The 17,012-nt window shown below is 40.0% G+C and carries 16 protein-coding genes, 1 tRNA gene and 2 rRNA genes; 18 read left to right on the forward strand and 1 reads right to left on the reverse strand.

Going from position 1 to position 17,012, the window contains the following annotated elements; translation table 11 throughout:
• Positions 1–6: 6 nt before the first annotated feature.
• From rrf (CDZ88_RS00005) to CDZ88_RS00055, 11 genes are all read left to right on the forward strand, one after another.
• Positions 7–122: ribosomal RNA gene (gene rrf / locus CDZ88_RS00005) — 5S ribosomal RNA — on the forward strand.
• A gap of 217 nt (positions 123–339) precedes the next feature.
• Positions 340–1,494: a trans-sulfuration enzyme family protein gene (locus CDZ88_RS00010; protein ID WP_100371606.1), complete on the forward strand. Its 1,155-nt coding sequence runs from the start codon at positions 340–342 to the stop codon at positions 1,492–1,494.
• 249 nt (positions 1,495–1,743) lie between these two features.
• A 5S ribosomal RNA gene (gene rrf / locus CDZ88_RS00015) occupies positions 1,744–1,859 on the forward strand.
• 135 nt (positions 1,860–1,994) lie between these two features.
• Positions 1,995–2,068: transfer RNA gene (locus CDZ88_RS00020), tRNA-Met, on the forward strand.
• A 166-nt stretch (positions 2,069–2,234) separates the two neighbouring features.
• Positions 2,235–3,221, forward strand: coding sequence for a thiamine-phosphate kinase (thiL, locus tag CDZ88_RS00025; RefSeq protein WP_100371607.1), 987 nt, complete (start codon positions 2,235–2,237; stop codon positions 3,219–3,221).
• A 9-nt stretch (positions 3,222–3,230) separates the two neighbouring features.
• Positions 3,231–3,698 (forward strand): tRNA (adenosine(37)-N6)-threonylcarbamoyltransferase complex ATPase subunit type 1 TsaE, encoded by a 468-nt coding sequence (gene tsaE, locus CDZ88_RS00030; protein ID WP_100371608.1) that lies wholly within the window; start codon positions 3,231–3,233, stop codon positions 3,696–3,698.
• The gene (gene tsaB, locus CDZ88_RS00035; protein ID WP_100371609.1) at positions 3,683–4,399 is read left to right on the forward strand and encodes a tRNA (adenosine(37)-N6)-threonylcarbamoyltransferase complex dimerization subunit type 1 TsaB; all 717 of its coding nucleotides are present in this window, start codon (positions 3,683–3,685) and stop codon (positions 4,397–4,399) included. Before tsaE ends, tsaB begins: the two co-directional genes overlap by 16 nt.
• Positions 4,392–4,859 carry a ribosomal protein S18-alanine N-acetyltransferase gene (gene rimI / locus CDZ88_RS00040; protein WP_100371610.1) on the forward strand — a complete coding sequence of 156 codons (468 nt, stop codon included), beginning with the start codon at positions 4,392–4,394 and terminating at the stop codon, positions 4,857–4,859. Before tsaB ends, rimI begins: the two co-directional genes overlap by 8 nt.
• Complete coding sequence (gene tsaD, locus CDZ88_RS00045) at positions 4,846–5,862, forward strand: tRNA (adenosine(37)-N6)-threonylcarbamoyltransferase complex transferase subunit TsaD (RefSeq protein WP_100371611.1); 1,017 nt, start codon at positions 4,846–4,848, stop codon at positions 5,860–5,862. The genes rimI and tsaD overlap by 14 nt, the downstream gene beginning before the upstream one ends.
• Positions 5,863–6,160: 298 nt before the next feature.
• Positions 6,161–8,302 (forward strand): hypothetical protein, encoded by a 2,142-nt coding sequence (locus CDZ88_RS00050; RefSeq protein ID WP_100371612.1) that lies wholly within the window; start codon positions 6,161–6,163, stop codon positions 8,300–8,302.
• Complete coding sequence (locus CDZ88_RS00055; RefSeq protein WP_100371613.1) at positions 8,286–8,684, forward strand: hypothetical protein; 399 nt, start codon at positions 8,286–8,288, stop codon at positions 8,682–8,684. The genes CDZ88_RS00050 and CDZ88_RS00055 overlap by 17 nt, the downstream gene beginning before the upstream one ends.
• A gap of 67 nt (positions 8,685–8,751) precedes the next feature.
• Here the strand turns inward: CDZ88_RS00055 and CDZ88_RS00060 are convergent, their stop codons facing one another.
• Positions 8,752–10,692 carry an ABC-F family ATP-binding cassette domain-containing protein gene (locus tag CDZ88_RS00060; RefSeq protein WP_100371614.1) on the reverse strand — a complete coding sequence of 647 codons (1,941 nt, stop codon included), beginning with the start codon at positions 10,690–10,692 and terminating at the stop codon, positions 8,752–8,754.
• 223 nt (positions 10,693–10,915) lie between these two features.
• Here CDZ88_RS00060 and CDZ88_RS00065 point away from each other — a divergent pair, with 223 nt between their 5' ends.
• The 7 genes from CDZ88_RS00065 (at position 10,916) to cydS (ending at position 16,886) form a co-directional block, all read left to right on the forward strand.
• Positions 10,916–11,551 (forward strand): redox-sensing transcriptional repressor Rex, encoded by a 636-nt coding sequence (locus tag CDZ88_RS00065; protein ID WP_100371615.1) that lies wholly within the window; start codon positions 10,916–10,918, stop codon positions 11,549–11,551.
• A gap of 31 nt (positions 11,552–11,582) precedes the next feature.
• Entirely contained in the window at positions 11,583–11,765 is a 183-nt protein-coding gene (locus CDZ88_RS00070; protein ID WP_100371616.1) for a twin-arginine translocase TatA/TatE family subunit, read from the forward strand.
• A gap of 17 nt (positions 11,766–11,782) precedes the next feature.
• The gene (gene tatC / locus CDZ88_RS00075) at positions 11,783–12,562 is read left to right on the forward strand and encodes a twin-arginine translocase subunit TatC (RefSeq protein WP_100371617.1); all 780 of its coding nucleotides are present in this window, start codon (positions 11,783–11,785) and stop codon (positions 12,560–12,562) included.
• A gap of 243 nt (positions 12,563–12,805) precedes the next feature.
• Positions 12,806–14,203, forward strand: a complete 1,398-nt coding sequence (locus tag CDZ88_RS00080; RefSeq protein ID WP_232718508.1) for an MDR family MFS transporter — start codon at positions 12,806–12,808, stop codon at positions 14,201–14,203.
• A gap of 210 nt (positions 14,204–14,413) precedes the next feature.
• The gene (locus tag CDZ88_RS00085; protein ID WP_100371618.1) at positions 14,414–15,745 is read left to right on the forward strand and encodes a cytochrome ubiquinol oxidase subunit I; all 1,332 of its coding nucleotides are present in this window, start codon (positions 14,414–14,416) and stop codon (positions 15,743–15,745) included.
• A gap of 14 nt (positions 15,746–15,759) precedes the next feature.
• The gene (locus tag CDZ88_RS00090) at positions 15,760–16,773 is read left to right on the forward strand and encodes a cytochrome d ubiquinol oxidase subunit II (protein WP_100371619.1); all 1,014 of its coding nucleotides are present in this window, start codon (positions 15,760–15,762) and stop codon (positions 16,771–16,773) included.
• Positions 16,774–16,784: 11 nt separating this feature from the next.
• A complete protein-coding gene (gene cydS, locus CDZ88_RS17910) occupies positions 16,785–16,886 on the forward strand; it encodes a cytochrome bd oxidase small subunit CydS family protein (RefSeq protein WP_442857071.1) in 102 nt (33 codons plus the stop codon).
• Positions 16,887–17,012 lie beyond the last annotated feature (126 nt).

The raw sequence follows: 17,012 nt of genomic DNA on the forward strand, positions 1-17,012 counted from the left end.
GATAAGTTTGGTGGCGATAGCAAAGAGGTCACACCCGTTCCCATGCCGAACACGGACGTTAAGCTCTTTTGCGCCGATGGTAGTTGGGGGCTTCCCCCTGTGAGAGTAGGACGTTGCCAAGCACCTAAAAAGCATTCCATTTATGGGATGCTTTTTTTGTCTATATAAAATGACAGAGCTGCTTAGTAAAATATGTTATCTCAAATCGTCTACTTTACTTGTAGTCATTCGACAATGTGTTGTAAAATCGAATTATTCTAATTTTTTCTGCGTTTATCATTAAAAACAACTTGAAGTATTGATTAAGAGACTAGAGAGACAAATTAAGGAGCGGAGAAAATGCGAGAAAAACAATTTAATACCCAAACAGTACATTTTCAAAAAAAAGAGTCTGCCTATCATGTTAGTAAAGCCAAACCTATTTATCAGACTTCAGCTTTTACGTTTACTGATTTAGATGACATGGAAAGTTTCTATGAAGGAGATAAAAATTATCTTTATTCAAGGTATAGCAATCCAAACACTGATGATTTAGGAATCGGTGTTGCACTTTTAGAAGGTGTTGATGATGGAGTGGCGACTTCATCTGGGATGTCGGCGATTTTAGCTGGTGTTTTAGCTGTAGCCAAAGAAGGCGATCATGTAGTAACTTCTGAAGATTTATATGGAGGAACGTATCAATTATTTGAACAAGAGTTACCCAATATGGGGATTGATGTAAGCTTCGTGTCATTTGAAGATATGGAGGCAGTTGAATCGGCTATAACAAATAAGACAGTATTATTGTATACCGAGTCGATAACGAATCCATTGCTACGTGTTGAGGACATTAAAAAGATTACCTCATTAGCTAAAAAACATAAGCTGCATTCAATGATCGATAATACATTTGCTACTCCGTATTTACTGAAACCAGCAGAGCATGGTGCGGACTTAATCGTTCATAGTGCAACAAAATATATCGGAGGCCACAGTGATGTTAATGCGGGGGTTTTAGTTGGAAAACAGGAGCTCATTCAAAAAGCTAAATCTAAAGTAGTGACACTTGGGTGTAACTTAACCCCATTTGAAGCGTGGTTAGGATGTCGAGGATTAAAAACGTTAGGATTGCGTATGCAAAGGCAATGTGAAAATGCTGCGCTACTTGCTCAAGCATTACGAGATCATCATGGGGTTAGCAAAGTTTATTATCCAGAGGGAGTCTCAGATAAAGGGAACGGAGCTATGGTGAGTATTGATTTAGATGAAAAAATAAACATCGAGTCTTTTTTCCAGCAACTAAGCTGGATAAAAATCGCTCCTACACTGGCTGGTGTGGAAACAACGGTATCTTACCCAATTCGCACGTCACACCGAACCATTCCAGAACGTTTACGTCAACAATTAGGGATTGGAAAGCAATTAGTCCGAATTTCTGTAGGCATTGAAGATCAGCTGGATATTGTAGCAGCATTTACACAAGCTATTGATCAATCGGAGAACAAAAACCTTTAAAGGTTTTTGTTCTCATATAAACCTGTGCTGCGGCAGTTGAATGTTATGACAGCAAGGAGGCGATCATCCTAACGTGCAATCCCCTATACAGCTATTTTTAGTCAGCTTACTGACAGCTTAGACATGATCTTAAAAGCTTTAAATTCAACATTAGAAAGAAAAACAAAAAAACATTTGATTTTTTTGTTGAAACAGTTGCATTAAAAAAAAGCCTATGTTATATTTATATATGTCCTAGAGACAATAAAGTCTGGTGGCGATAGCAAAGAGGTCACACCCGTTCCCATGCCGAACACGGACGTTAAGCTCTTTTGCGCCGATGGTAGTTGGGGGCTTCCCCCTGTGAGAGTAGGACGTTGCCAGGCGAAATAATTTTGTATAAGATATGACATTCTTGTCTATACTACTTATATAATGACGCATGATTGGATCTATGATCTAGCTACAAGAGGAGAGGTTGACTCCTCCGAAATAACATCATCCGAATAACTTTATAACGACGCGGGATGGAGCAGTCTGGTAGCTCGTCGGGCTCATAACCCGAAGGTCGAAGGTTCAAATCCTTCTCCCGCAATACCAAGAAAAAGCTGGAACAGTTATGTTCCAGCTTTTTCTTTTAGTTTGAATGATTAATATGAGTTATCTTGCGCTTTAGATCACAAATCGGCTAAACTAATACAGACACCCTTAGGAAATGGTTCCTAAGGTTTTTTTCAGGAAAGCATTGAGGAGGGCTCGAATTGAACGATGAGTTTTCATTTATCTCGCACATCACACCTGCTAAGCACCATCAACAATCCTTACAAGTTGGTATTGGCGATGATGCGGCAATATACAGTGGGTCGAATCAATATGATGAAGTCGTTTGTGTTGATACAATGGTCGAAGGGGTTCATTTCACGAAAGATACATTGACTAACTTTCAAATTGGGAGGAAGGCGCTTGCCGTAAATGTTAGTGATTTAGCGGCGATGGGGGCTATTCCTCATTATTATCTTGTTTCGTTAGCTACTCCGACTTCTTGGACTGAGTCTGAGTTAAAAGAGATCTATGACGGGATGACGGATCTAGCTGAGCCCTATCAAATGGATTTAATCGGTGGGGACACCGTCTCGACAAAAGGTCCACTTATCTTAACGGTGACAGTGATTGGACGAGTTGAGGCTAATAGAAGATTGTTGCGTTCAACAGCACTACCTGGGGATACCGTTTTCTTAACTGGTGAGGTGGGAGGGTCTGCTACAGGCTTAGCCCTTTTGCTTGAACAAAGTAGACATGCTACATTTACTATAGAAGAAAAGCGACTTATCTTAGCTCATCAAGAACCACAACCTCAAGTTGAAGCTGGTCGGATTATGGCTACAATGAAGGTGCGGATCTCTTTAAATGATGTAAGCGATGGTGTAGCAAGTGAAGCATTTGAATTAGCTGAAGCAAGTGATGTGGGTATTGTTCTTTATGAAGAGAGAATACCACTCCACAAGTCGATGGTAGAAAGAACGAGAAAACAACAAATGGACGCAGCATTGTATGGTGGAGAAGATTTTCAGCTTATTGGAACAATCGAGAGTGAATATTTTGATATGCTTCAGCAGAGGTGTAACGAACAAGGCATTCGACTGACTTCGGTAGGAAAAGTGACTGATGAATCTAAGACGGTACAATTAAAGGTTAAGAACAAGATTTATCAGTTAGAGAAAAAAGGATATAATCATTTTTCTAGATAGGTGATCATAATGATAAAATGGACAATCTCGACACATGCTCCAGAGGAAACAGCACAACTTGCTGAAAAGCTAGGACAGATCTGTGAGCAAGGCGATGTTATTACGTTAGAAGGCGACCTTGGTGCTGGCAAAACGAGCTTTACAAAGGGGTTAGCTAAAGGATTAGGGATTAAGCGAGTAGTAAATAGCCCGACATTTACAATAATTAAAGAATACAAAGGAAGACTTCCGATGTATCATATGGACGTCTATCGTTTAGATAACAGCGAGGATGATCTTGGTTTGGAAGAGTACTTTTATGGAGATGGTGTCTCTGTGATCGAGTGGGCAAGTGTGATTTCTGATCAACTCCCTGCTGATCGATTAGATATTGTTATTAAGCATACAGGGGACACTGAAAGAGAGTTATCCTTTACGGCTCACGGAACGCGATATGAATTTTTAAGTAAGGAGCTTGAAAAATGGGTTACACACTAGCAGTTGACAGTTCATCCTTTGTACTAAGTGTTGCTATAACAGACGGCACAAAAGTTTTAGGGGAAGTGACAACGAATATTAAGAAGAATCATTCGCTCAGGCTCATGCCGGCGATTGAGCAACTTATGAAGGATGTCGAAGTCTCACCTAAAGAATTAATGAAAATTGTCGTGGCAGAGGGGCCAGGATCTTATACGGGTGTCCGAATTGCTGTCACAACAGCGAAAAGTCTAGCGTGGGCTTTAAATATTCCTCTTGTAGGGGTATCCAGTCTAGAAATGCTCGTACAAACAGGAAGATATTTTGACGGGTTTATAGTACCGATCGTCGATGCAAGAAGAGGACAAGTATTTACAACGCTGTACAAGAATGAGAACCAACAAATGATCGAGGTTGAAGAAGATGCTCTTAGAATGCTCACGGTTTGGCTCGAACGTTTAAGAAAGTTAGACGGTTCTATTTTATTTATAGGACAAGATCTCGAATTGCATCGAGATGCAATTTGCGCGGCTCTTGGTGAGCAAGCTCTATTCGCACCGAACTCGATGACCTTACCACGAGCGGGAGAATTAGCAGCTTTAGGACAAGAAAGACAGATGGCAACCTCGATCCATGATTTTGTACCTCGTTATTTAAGGTTGGCAGAGGCGGAGGCCAAATGGCAAAATGAACAAAAAAAAGTGAGTGAGAGTCATGATTGAGCAGGCCAAATCAGTCATCCGTCCAATGACAATCGAGGATATTGAAGCGGTTGTAAAAGTAGAAGAAGATTCATTTGCGACACCTTGGGAACCTGCAATATTTATGAATGAGTTGCACGTCAATAAATTCGCTCATTACTGCGTTTGCGATGTAGATGGAGATGTTGTTGGTTACTGTGGATCATGGGTTATCGGAGAAGATGCACAAATTACAAACATCGCTGTTCATACGTCTAGTAGGGGACAAAAGCGAGGAGAACATTTGCTTATCCATGCAATGGATCATGCTAGAAAACTAGGGGCTCTAAATATGTCATTAGAAGTGCGTGTGTCAAATCAAGTTGCGCAACAGCTTTACAAGAAATTCGGTTTTAAACCTGGTGGTATTCGAAAGAACTATTATACAGATAATCAAGAAGACGCAATGGTCATGTGGGTGAAATTAAATGAAAAAGAATGAATTAATCTTAGCAATTGAAACAAGTTGTGATGAGACATCTGCGGCTGTCATTTTAGATGGACGTGAGATTTTGAGTAATATCGTCTCCTCGCAAATTGAAAGCCATAAGCGATTTGGCGGAGTTGTTCCAGAGATCGCATCGAGGCATCATGTTGAACAGATCACATTGATTATAGAACAAGCGATGAAAGAAGCAAAGGTGACTTTTGAAGAACTTTCTGCGGTTGCTGTAACGGAAGGTCCTGGATTAGTTGGAGCATTATTAATAGGAGTAAGTGCAGCAAAAGCAATTGCCTATGCACATGACTTACCTTTAATTGGAGTTCACCATATTGCAGGGCATATTTATGCGAATCAGTTTGTGAAACAATTGAAGTTTCCGCTACTTACTTTAGTAGTTTCTGGTGGCCATACAGAGCTTGTTTACATGGAGCGTGATGGTTCCTTTGAAATTATCGGAGAAACGCGTGATGACGCTGTAGGAGAAGCTTATGATAAGGTCGCTAGGACATTAGGTCTACCTTATCCAGGCGGTCCTCATATTGATCGCTTAGCACAAGACGGGGAACCGACATTTGACTTACCACGTGCTTGGCTTGAGCCGGATAGCTACGATTTTAGCTTTAGTGGTTTAAAATCAGCTGTTATTAATACGCTTCACAATACAAAACAGCGTGGAGAAAATGTAAACCCTAGTGAGTTAGCGGCTAGTTTCCAAGCAAGTGTGGTCGATGTGTTAGTAACGAAGACGAAAAATGCTCAGGCTCAATTTGGAGTGAAACAAGTCTTGCTAGCTGGTGGTGTCGCAGCTAATAAAGGATTGCGAACAAATCTAGAACAAGCATTTAAAGAGACCGATGTTGAGTTAGTTATACCACCTTTAAACTTATGCACAGACAATGCAGCAATGATTGGCGCGGCAGCTAGTATCAAGTACAAACAAAAAACGTTCTCGAACTATGCCTTAAATGGAAATCCAGGGTTAGACCTCGAGCAACAATAGTGACAAATATAGGTTTAAAACCACTTATTGGAGCAAATGCTAACAATAAGTGGTTTTTTTTAGTGATTTGATAACGGTATTGTCTTGTCCACAGGTTTATCCACAATAATGTGGATAAAGTGGATAACTTTAAAATAAGTCGGTTTAATAAGGTTTACATTGTGGTTAACTTTAGTTGTGGATAAGATGTGATTTATGTGAATTATCGTAAGAATGCTTATAATACAGGGGTTTGTCCTGTGCATAACATTGTGGATAGTGTGGATATGTCAGAAAATTAGACGAAAAGGCTGATACTATGTGGAAGAAAGTCTGTTACGTAGTTATGTTGAGTGTGATGCTGTTTCATCATCCTGTGGATGCGAGGGAGAACAAATCATTAACCATTATTATTGTTCCAGATTTTTCGTTTAATGAGGCGAAGTTACTATGGGAAGAGGGAGAAATACACGCACTATGGGAGCGAGCGGCTATGGGAGCGATGAATATAAAGCCCGATGGACCGTATTCGTATTTAAATAATATGGTCAGTATTAGCAGTGGAGCGCGAGCGAGTGGGGTGAAAGACTGGAATAGCTATGAACAAGAAGAAGTCGTTGATCAGGCTGCAACAGCAAATGAGCTATTGCAACGTTTCAGTGGGAGACAAACCCAATCAGGCCTTATACATCCCCTCCTTCATCGGTTGGTCGAAAAGAATCAGCAATCATCATATCAAGCGACTATAGGTATTCTCGGTGATGCGTTAGAAAAAGCGAATATTAATCGAATGGTGCTTGGACATAGTGATACAAGTGAGAAGGTTCGATATGGTTCTTTACTTGCAATAAATTCCGGTGGATATGTAGAAGGCTATCTTGATGATACAGTGCAAGAGGAGAGTTCGGCTGCCTTTGGACTAGAGATGAATGGAGAGTATCTTCTTAAGCAATCTATAGATCATCGTGGCTTGACCGTCATTGAGTGGGGAGATTTGTATCGATTGTATCAACAACGTATGTGGATGGACCCGATACACTTTAAAGAGGAACGTTTAAAACAACTGCTTCGACTAGAGGACTTTGTTGATAGGTTGGTTCTAGAAACAGACGGTCAAGTGTGGCTATTCTCTCCGATGATGAATAAAGAAGCATATGATGCTAAACAACAGTTAGCTCCTTTTTATATATGGGACGAGGGGATGGCTGGGGCACTGACATCCAAAACGACGAATCAACCTTTTATTATGAGCAACCTCGATGTTATACCTACTATCCTTTCGATGTTTTCAGTGGAAGAACCTGATAATCCTCTTTTGGGTCATGTTGTAAACATCACTCACAGAGGGGTTGTGGATAAGAGTCTCATTTTTGACCACGTTGATGAATTGACGATAATTTACCGAACGAGAGCAAATGTTCTTTCCGCCTATATAACTTCGTTGGTGCTCTTATTACTCGTAGCAGGAGGATTGATGTGGTTTAAGAAGCCAAAAAGCCTAGCTCACACGTTTTTAAAAATCATTGTATTGTCTGCGTTAAGTTCTCCGCTTGCTTTTCTAGTTGGAACCAAGCTACTTATACATATTGGCGTCTTTGGTTTTGTTAGTTTTGTTATTGGGTTCTCTCTTTTATGTGGATATCTATTTCATTGCAATCGTTCGCAAGCAATAGCAACACTAGGAGCGGTGACTTTTTTCTTGATCTCAATTGACTTGCTTTTAGGGACCCCACTTATGCAACGTTCTTACCTTGGCTATGATCCGATTATTGGGGCGCGCTATTACGGGATTGGAAATGAGTATGCCGGTATTTATATTGTTTCAGCTTTTGCGCTTTTAAGTGGCTTTTCATTTGCTAAAAAAAAGCACATTTTGCTGATTGTCGCGATTGTGGGGATCATACAGCTGATTATGCTTGGTCATAGTCAGCTTGGTACAAACGCTGGGGCAACAGTATCAGCAGGGCTCGCTTACTTTTTCTTAATGTATCGCCTCTTATCTGTTAAGTGGTCAATGACACGATTCTTTGTACTAGGAGTAGGATCAATCTTCACCCTGTTCTGTTTACTTTATGTGCTACAATTAACAGGAGATCAAACACATATTGGTGCTGCGTTTCATCGATTGTTGCAAGGAGATCATACCTACATTCAGAACACAGTGGAAAGAAAGCTTGCGATGAATTGGAAGATCTTCCGTCACTCAAACTGGACCCAACTCTTTGTGACAAGTTATATAGTTGGGGCCGTTATGCTTTTTAGACGAACATTCCTAAAAGGTGATGGTAAGGAAACGTGGTTGTTGCAGACGGGGGTTGTGGCTTCTGTGGCACTGCTTCTCTTGAATGATTCAGGTGTGGTCGCTGCAGCAACGTCAATGTTCTGTATTGTTTCGGTTTATTACTATTGGTTGATGGAGCACAAGCAAAAAGGGGAGCATGAAATTGGAGAAGAAAATTAAGCGAGCACGCCTTTTGCGGATTGGGGTTCTCATTGTTTTAGCGATTGGACTATTCTTAGACTACTTTCCGCACTTGGTCAATGGGGGACTCGGAGCGCGAGGAACATTCATTTTAATATTGGTTGCTTTTGTTTTTGCCGTAGCAGCTGAATTTATGATCCCGCGTGAAAAAAGAAAAAGAGAAAGCATTCCATTATGGGAGCATGATCTTTTTTTCATTTTCTATGTGATTGGTTTGATTGCCTTATTGACCTTTGCAGGTGGCGAGTCGCAAGTGGGCTTACACATCACGCATCCAATCCTTTGGGTGTTTGTCGTTTATGCATTTATCAAGTGGAATCTTGATCGTAAACGACATGATGAAGATGAGGAGAAAGAATGAATGAAAAAAGTCTCAAAGCTACTGTAAGAAGTAGATTTGAGACTTTTTGTTTGAAGGGTGGCTGCCATTAAGATTGAAGGGTTTCCCATTCTTCCATTAATTGCTCAATAGAAGATTTTGTTTGATCGATCTTTTGTTGTGTCTCGTGAGCACGCTCATGGTCTGCGTAAACATCGGGATCGCATAACGCTTCTTCGTGAACAGCGAGCATTTCTTCTAATTCTTCAATAGTCGCTTCGATTTCTTCGATACGGCGCAGGCGCTGTCGTTCTAGGCGCTTTGTTTCTTTTTCTTGCTCGAAAGAAAGTTTATCTGACTTTGTTTCTTTGTTAGCAGAACCCCCGTTAGATACGGTGTTGTCTTCTTGCTCCTTTAATAACTGGCGTTGGCGATTTTCTTCTTTTTTCTCTATATAGTAATCATAATCACCTAAATAGTTCGTTACTTGACCACCGTCTAATTCACACACTCTTGTTGCAATCCGATTCAAGAAATAACGATCATGGGAGACAAAGAGAAGTGTGCCAGGATAATGGATCAAGGCAGTTTCCAAAACCTCTTTTGCATCGAGGTCTAAATGGTTTGTTGGTTCATCCATAATGAGTAAGTTTGCTTTTTTCATCATCAGTTTAGCTAGAGCTAACCGAGCTTTTTCTCCGCCGCTTAACGTAGATACAGGCTTTAAAACATCGTCACCTGAGAAAAGAAAGTTTCCTAACACCGTGCGAATTTCTTTTTCAGGTAACAAGGAATGATCATCCCAAAGTTCATGTAAAACAAGTTTGTTGGAAGATAGTTTTGCTTGTTCTTGGTCGTAATAACCGACCTTCACGTTACTACCAAAGCGAATGGTTCCATTTTGAACATCGACTTGTTTTGTGACTGCCTTTAGGATTGTTGATTTCCCAGCACCGTTGGGTCCAATTAACGCGACACTTTCCGCTCTATTTAAATCTAATCTGACATTAGAGAAGATCGTATCTTTCCCATAAGACACTTCTAACTCGTTAATCCTAAGCACTTCATTTCCGCTCTGTTTATCAATCCCAAAGGCGAATGAGGCTGATTTTTCATTGCCATCTGGCGCGTCAAGACGATCCATACGCTCAAGTTGTTTGCGTCTACTTTGTGCACGTTTTGTTGTGGAAGCGCGAGCGATGTTTTTCTGGATGAAATCCTCTAGCTTCGAGACTTCTTCCTGTTGTTTTTCAAATTGCTTCTTTTCTAATTCGTAGCGTTTAGCTTTTTCCTCTAAATAACGGCTATAGTTGCCGACGTATTTTCTCGAGTGCGTGCGAGAGATCTCGACTACTTGTGTTACAATCTTATCTAAAAAATAGCGGTCATGAGAAACGATAAGGATCGCCCCAGGGTAACCTTGGAGATACTGCTCAAGCCATGTTAATGTTTCGATATCAAGATGGTTTGTCGGCTCATCAAGAATGAGTAAATCTGGTTTGGTTAAAAGGAGCTTACCAAGTGCTAAGCGCGTTTTTTGACCACCACTTAAAGTTGATATTTTCGTTGAGTAATCAAACGATCCAAAATGTAGGCCAGCTAAGACACTGCGAATATCTGCCTCGTATTGATAGCCACCTTTATCTTTGAAATCAAGTTGCATCTGATCATATTCTTTTAACAGTTTTTCATAGCTTGTCTGATTCGATAGTAGGGAAGGATCAGACATCTGTTGCTCCATTTCACGGAGTCTTTTCTCCATTTTGATTAGCGGGGCAAAGACAGTCAGCATCTCGTCCCAAATCGATAAGGTAGATACCAGCCCAGTATCTTGAGCAAGGTAGCCCATCTTAACATCTTTTGGTCGTATAATCTCGCCACTATCATAAGAAATTTGACCAGCAATAATTTTTAAAAGAGTTGATTTTCCAGCACCATTGCGACCAACAAGAGCTAAGCGGTCGCCAGTTTGTACTTCTAGTTTAATACTTGATAGAATCTCTTCAGCACCAAATGATTTTGAGAGATTGACACATTGTAATAAAATCATGGATATCCATCAATCCTTACCTGACAATAGTTTTAGTACATTCAGTGTAACGTAAATGAATCTAATCAACAACTTATTGACAAGTAGCTAAAACGATTACATTCATGTGTAAATGGTGTACAATAAAACTAGTCACTGTAAAGGGTTGAGCTAAAATAGAAGTAAATAAAAGAATAGGTATAGATGGATAGATGAAGACTAGCTAGGAGAGGAGGAGATTGCAGTGAAGCTACAACAAGCGAAGATTCCTCAAGCAACAGCCAAACGATTGCCGTTATATTATCGCTTTTTAGAGAACTTACACGCATCAGGAAAACAGCGCGTGTCATCAACTGAATTAAGTGAAGCAGTCAAAGTTGATTCTGCAACGATTCGTCGTGACTTTTCATATTTTGGCGCACTAGGAAAAAAGGGATACGGTTATAACGTAAACTATTTGCTATCATTTTTTAGAGAGACGTTAGACCAGAATGAATTAACAAAAGTCATTCTCGTAGGTGTCGGGAATTTAGGAACCGCATTTTTGCACTACAATTTCTCAAAGAATAACAATACACAGATCGAAATGGCCTTTGATGTTGATCAGGCGAAAATTGGTACAGAAGTCGGCGGAGTGAAGATATATAACTTTGACGATTTAGAGAACATTTTAGATCCTGAGGTGACAGTGGCGATCCTTACTGTTCCGTCACAAGTCGCTCAGAAAAATGCCGACAGACTCGTCGATGCTGGTATTAAAGGTATTTTGAACTTTACACCAGCCAGGTTATCTGTACCTGATTCTGTTCGAGTGCATCACATTGATTTGTCGGTTGAATTACAAGCGCTGGTTTATTTTTTGAAGCATTATCCGTTATAATAGAAGTAGATTGGACAAGGAGGTGCTACCTATGGGTTTAGGTGGAGGAAGTATTCTAATTATTGGACTTGTCGCATTGTTGATTTTCGGACCAAAGAAGCTGCCTGAGTTAGGAAAAGCAGCAGGAAATACTTTGCGTGAATTTAAAAACGCTACTAAAGGCTTGGCTGATGAAGATGAAGACAAAAAGAAAAGCAGCAAAGATCAAGCTTAAGCAGGAAGGGTTTATAAATGGAATCACGTGATATGTCGGTGATGGACCATGTGGGGGAATTACGACGGAGAATTATGATCATCGTTATATTCTTTCTCATTGCGCTCATTGCCGGTTTCTTTTTAGCTACGCCGTTAATAACCTATTTACAAAATGCTCCAACAGCGCAGGACTTACCTATGAACGCGTTTAAGATGACTGATTCGATCAGGATCTTTATGACCTTTGCTTTTGCAAGTGCGCTGATTATGATTTTTCCGATCATCTTATATCAGCTATGGTCGTTTATTCGTCCGGGCTTACATGAGAATGAACAAAAAGCAACACTCGCCTATATACCGATTGCTTTTATCTTATTTTTGATGGGGCTTTCATTCTCATACTTCATTTTGTTCCCCTATATCATTCAATTTATGAGTAACCTCGCAGAGAGATTAGATATTACGGAGCAATACGGGGTAAATGAATACTTTTCTTTCCTGTTTCAAATTACATTACCTTTTGGTCTATTGTTTCAATTGCCAGTCGTTGTGATGTTTTTAACACGATTAGGGTTGATTACACCAGCATTCTTATCTAGCGTAAGAAAACTAGCGTATTTTGTTTTACTCGTTATTGCAGGGTTCATTACGCCACCTGAGCTAATCAGTCATTTGATGGTGACGTTACCGATGCTGCTTTTATATGAATTTAGTATTTGGGTATCAAGGTTAACGTATCGTAAGGTATTGAAGGCACAAAGGTTAATGGAAGAGCAAGAAGAACAAGAAGAACAAAAAAAGCAGGACAAAAAATAAATGAGAACTGCTAGGACATGTAAGCATTGTCCTAGCAGTTTTTTTATTTGGAGCGTAGTTAAACAAACGTTTGATTAACTACGCAATGGTCATAATACGAGCTTTAAGTATTAAATAAACGTTTAATTAATCGGTTCATTTGAACAAAGCAAGGAGGTCTTTATGAGCTTATTTTATAAAATAAAAGTTGAATCATGCTATGATAAAACTAAATCCTTCGAAGAGCGAAATGGTGTGTGATCAATGGGAAAACTAACAGGTAAATGGATGGTTGTTGTTGCCGTATTACTTGGTACCTTTACAATGATTTTAAATAATAGTATGTTGAATCCTGCTGTGCCAAAGTTAATGGAGGTCTTTCAGTCAGATGCTGTGAGTACTGGTTGGGTGATTACGATTTTTATGGTTACGATGGGAATGACGGTACCGATAACAGGGTACCTAGGCGATCGTTTCGGTAAAAAGAAATTATATATTATTGGATTAACGATTTTTGTTATTGGATCTGTACTCGGTTCCTTTTCGTGGAATCTATCTTCTCTGATCTTCTTCCGAGGACTCCAAGGAATGGGTGGCGGAATTATGATGCCCCTTTCTATGGCGCTCATCTTCGAGGCATTTCCTAGGAATGAACGTGGTATGGCTACAGGGGTTTGGGGTATTGCCGCGATGATGGCACCCACGATCGGACCAACAGTGGGTGGTATATTGCTAGAGACGACTAGTTGGCATTATTTATTTTGGTGCAATGTTCCAATTGGTTTACTTGGCCTATGGTTTGCTGTTCGTTATTTACCTGATACTTCGCCGAATCGATCGGTTACATTTGATCGTTACGGATTTGTTACAGTAACAGCTGGCGTTGGTATGATCTTGCTTGCACTCGGAAGAATGTCAGAGCTTGCTCATCTACTTATGCCTATCAATATATTGCTGATTTTATTAGGACTATCTCTTTTAATTGTATTTGTTCAAATTGAAAAGCGAGTGTCACAACCTTTGCTTGATTTATCTCTCTTTAGAATACCGGCCTATAGTTATAGTGTCGTCATTGCAAGTATTACATCGATTAGTTTATTTGCAGGGATTTTCTTAATTCCACTGCTTATTCAGCAAGTGTACGGACTAAGTGCGATTATGACTGGGTTGATTTTTTTGCCATCTGCGTTACTTACAGGACTGTTTATGACGGTTGGTGGCAGGATTTTGGATCGGAAAGGTGCAGGTGGGGTTGTCACGAGTGGATTAATCATCTTATCTGTAAGTACAGTCGCACTCGGATTCCTCACACTAGAGACGTCGCTTATCTTTATTTTTGTAATGATGGCTATCCGTGGGATCGGTGCTGGGCTTAGTACGATGCCAGCAACAACGACAGGGATGAACGCTATTCCAGATCCATTAATTTCTCGTGGGTCGGCTTTAAATAACGTTCTTCGTCAAATGAGTTCCGCTTTAGGCATTGTTTTTATCTCCATCTATTTTGAAGTAAGAAGGGGACAATTAGCAGGAGTGATGTCGACGGAAGAGGCAAGTCTAAAAGCAATAAATGAAGGTTTTATTGTGATCGGACTGCTTACAGCGATCACGATTCCTGCAGCCTTTTTATTAGAGAAACACTCAAAGTTCTCATCAAATTAAGAAGGAGAGGCTAAGAGTTTTAGCCTCCTTCTTTTTGGTTTTGACATCTATGTGATTTAATTCACATAGATGTCAAAATCAAAAACGTTTTCAATTTATTTTCTGTGGTAAGTTAGTTATACAACTTTTCATCAAAAAATGTTGCTAAAGCTTGTGAATGATTGAGCATAAATAGACATTACTTTTACTGATTTTTTAGGAGGGAACAAGATGATTGAGTACGATCCCGTCTTATATAGTCGGCTTTTAACCGGGTTGACTCTTGCTTATCACGTTATTTTTGCCACGATTGGGGTAGGAATTCCGTTAATGATCGCTCTAGCAGAATGGATAGGAATTAAGCGTGATGACGAGCATTATCGCTTACTTGCTAGACGTTGGGCGCGAGGGTTTGTCATTACCGTTGCTATCGGTGTCGTAACCGGAACGGCAATCGGTTTACAGCTAAGTCTACTCTGGCCAAACTTCATGCAAGTAGCAGGTCATGTGATTAGTTTACCGATGTTTATGGAAACTTTTGCGTTTTTCTTTGAAGCCATTTTTCTTGGTATATATCTTTATACATGGGATCGATTTAAAAATAAGATGAGTCACTTTTTATTGTTGATTCCCGTCGTTATAGGTGCCTCTCTATCGGGCTTCTTTATCACGACCGTAAACGCATTTATGAATGCACCTGCTGGGTTTGAAATGGAAAACGGTGTGATTACAAATATAAACCCACTCGCTGCGATGTTTAATCCAGCGACACCTACAAAAGTAGCTCATGTTCTTTCATCGGCTTATTTGACATCAGCATTTGTTTTAGCGGCGATTGCAGCTTATTCGTTGTTAAAAGGAAAAGATCATGTCTACCACAAGAAAGCTCTTCATTTAACGATGACGGTTGCGGCAGTTTTTGCTGTAGCTACAGCAATTATTGGAGACTTTTCAGGGAAGTATTTAGCTGAATATCAACCAGAAAAGCTAGCAGCAGCTGAGTGGCACTTTGAAACATCAGCACAGGCACCTCTAGTATTAGGTGGAATTCTGGATGATGAGGGAAATGTTAGATATGCATTAGAAATCCCTTATGCACTTAGTATTTTAGCGCATGGTGACCCTAATGCTGAGGTCATCGGTTTAGAGGAATTCAATCAAGATGAACTCCCCCCATTGATTGTCCATTATTTCTTTGATGCGATGGTTGGTATTGGGATGTTCTTAGCTTTTGTATCGATAGCCTATGTGGTATTACAGCGTTTCCGTAAGAGGAATGAACATAACCGCTTGTTGTTATGGGGAATTCTCCTTGGAGGGCCGCTTTCTATTTTAGCTATTCAAATGGGTTGGTTCTTTGCAGAGTTGGGAAGACAGCCATGGATTCTGAATGGATATATGACGACAGCTGAAGGGGCGACCACTTCTCCACATGTTGATTTGATGCTGTACTTGTTTATTTTGCTCTATATTATTTTAACGGTGTCTTGTATTACCGTATTGAGAAGAATGTTTAAATCTAATCCAGTAGAACACGAACTTAAAACCCGAGGGATTGAGTAGAAGGAGGAGATACCATGGATTATGAATTAATAGGTATTACGGTTCTGTGGACATTTCTCTATGGCTATTTGATTGTAGCGTCGATCGATTTCGGCGCAGGGTTTTTTAGCTACTTTTCTAGTGTCACAGGGCGTGAACACCTTGTAAATAAAGTAATTAACCGGTACTTGTCGCCAGTTTGGGAAGTGACAAACGTATTCTTAGTCTTTTTCTTTATTGGTATTGTCGGATTCTTTCCTTCAACAGCTTACTATTATGGAACAGCCTTATTGATTCCAGGTAGTATTGCGATCGTTTTGCTTGCTCTACGTGGTTCTTATTATGCGTTTCACCACTATGGAGAAAAAGGGAGCGGCTTTTATCAGTTTTTATATGGAGCAACAGGGCTGTTAATTCCAGCGTCGTTGTCTGTAGTACTTACCATTTCAGAAGGAGGGTTTCTTGTTGTAACTGGAGATCATCTGTATCTTGATTATGGTGCCTTATTTACCAATTTTTATTCATGGACTGTTGTCATTTTAGCAATTGTCAGTGTGCTTTATATCTCTGCATGTTTCCTCACGTTCTATGCGTATAAAGCACGTGATATGGATGCCTATAAGGTCTTACGAGGCTATGCATTGTTCTGGAGCGTTCCAACGATAATGGCTAGTATTTTAGTTTTTCTAGCACTAAATCAACATAACCCTGTTCACTTTGAAAAGATGCTCGATCTTGCTTGGATGTTTACGTTATCCTTTATCTTTTTTGTAGCAGCCGTTTATCTGATCTGGAAAGAGAAGCGATTTGGTTTATCATTTATCTTCGTGATGTTACAGTTCGCGACAGCATTTTATGGGTACGGAGCATCACACTTACCTTACTTGCTCTATCCACACTTAACGATTTATGATGGATTTACAAATGAGACAATGGCCATCACTTTAATTATTGTGTTTATTGCCGGATTGTTCTTGTTGATTCCATCCTTGTATTTACTAATGCGTTTATTCTTGTTTGATAACCAGTATGTTCAAGGCAAAAAATAAGGAGGAGACATATGGACTTTTTCTTAATTATGATTGCACCGATTCTTCTTGTTGTATTATGTGTGCTTGGTTTGTTCCTTTGGGGAGCTAAATCTAAAGAGCCATATCAATAAACTTGCACCACCAGCTAGGTAGCTGGTGGTCTTTCTGTATCTAAGAGGGTAGTACTCAAAGTGTCCAGATGTCTAGTGGGTTGAAAGTACTAAAATAGGGGGAAACTAGTAGTGTTAATCTAGGTG

This window comes from Bacillus sp. FJAT-45037, from assembly GCF_002797325.1.
Lineage (GTDB): Bacteria > Bacillota > Bacilli > Bacillales > Bacillaceae_D > Alkalihalophilus.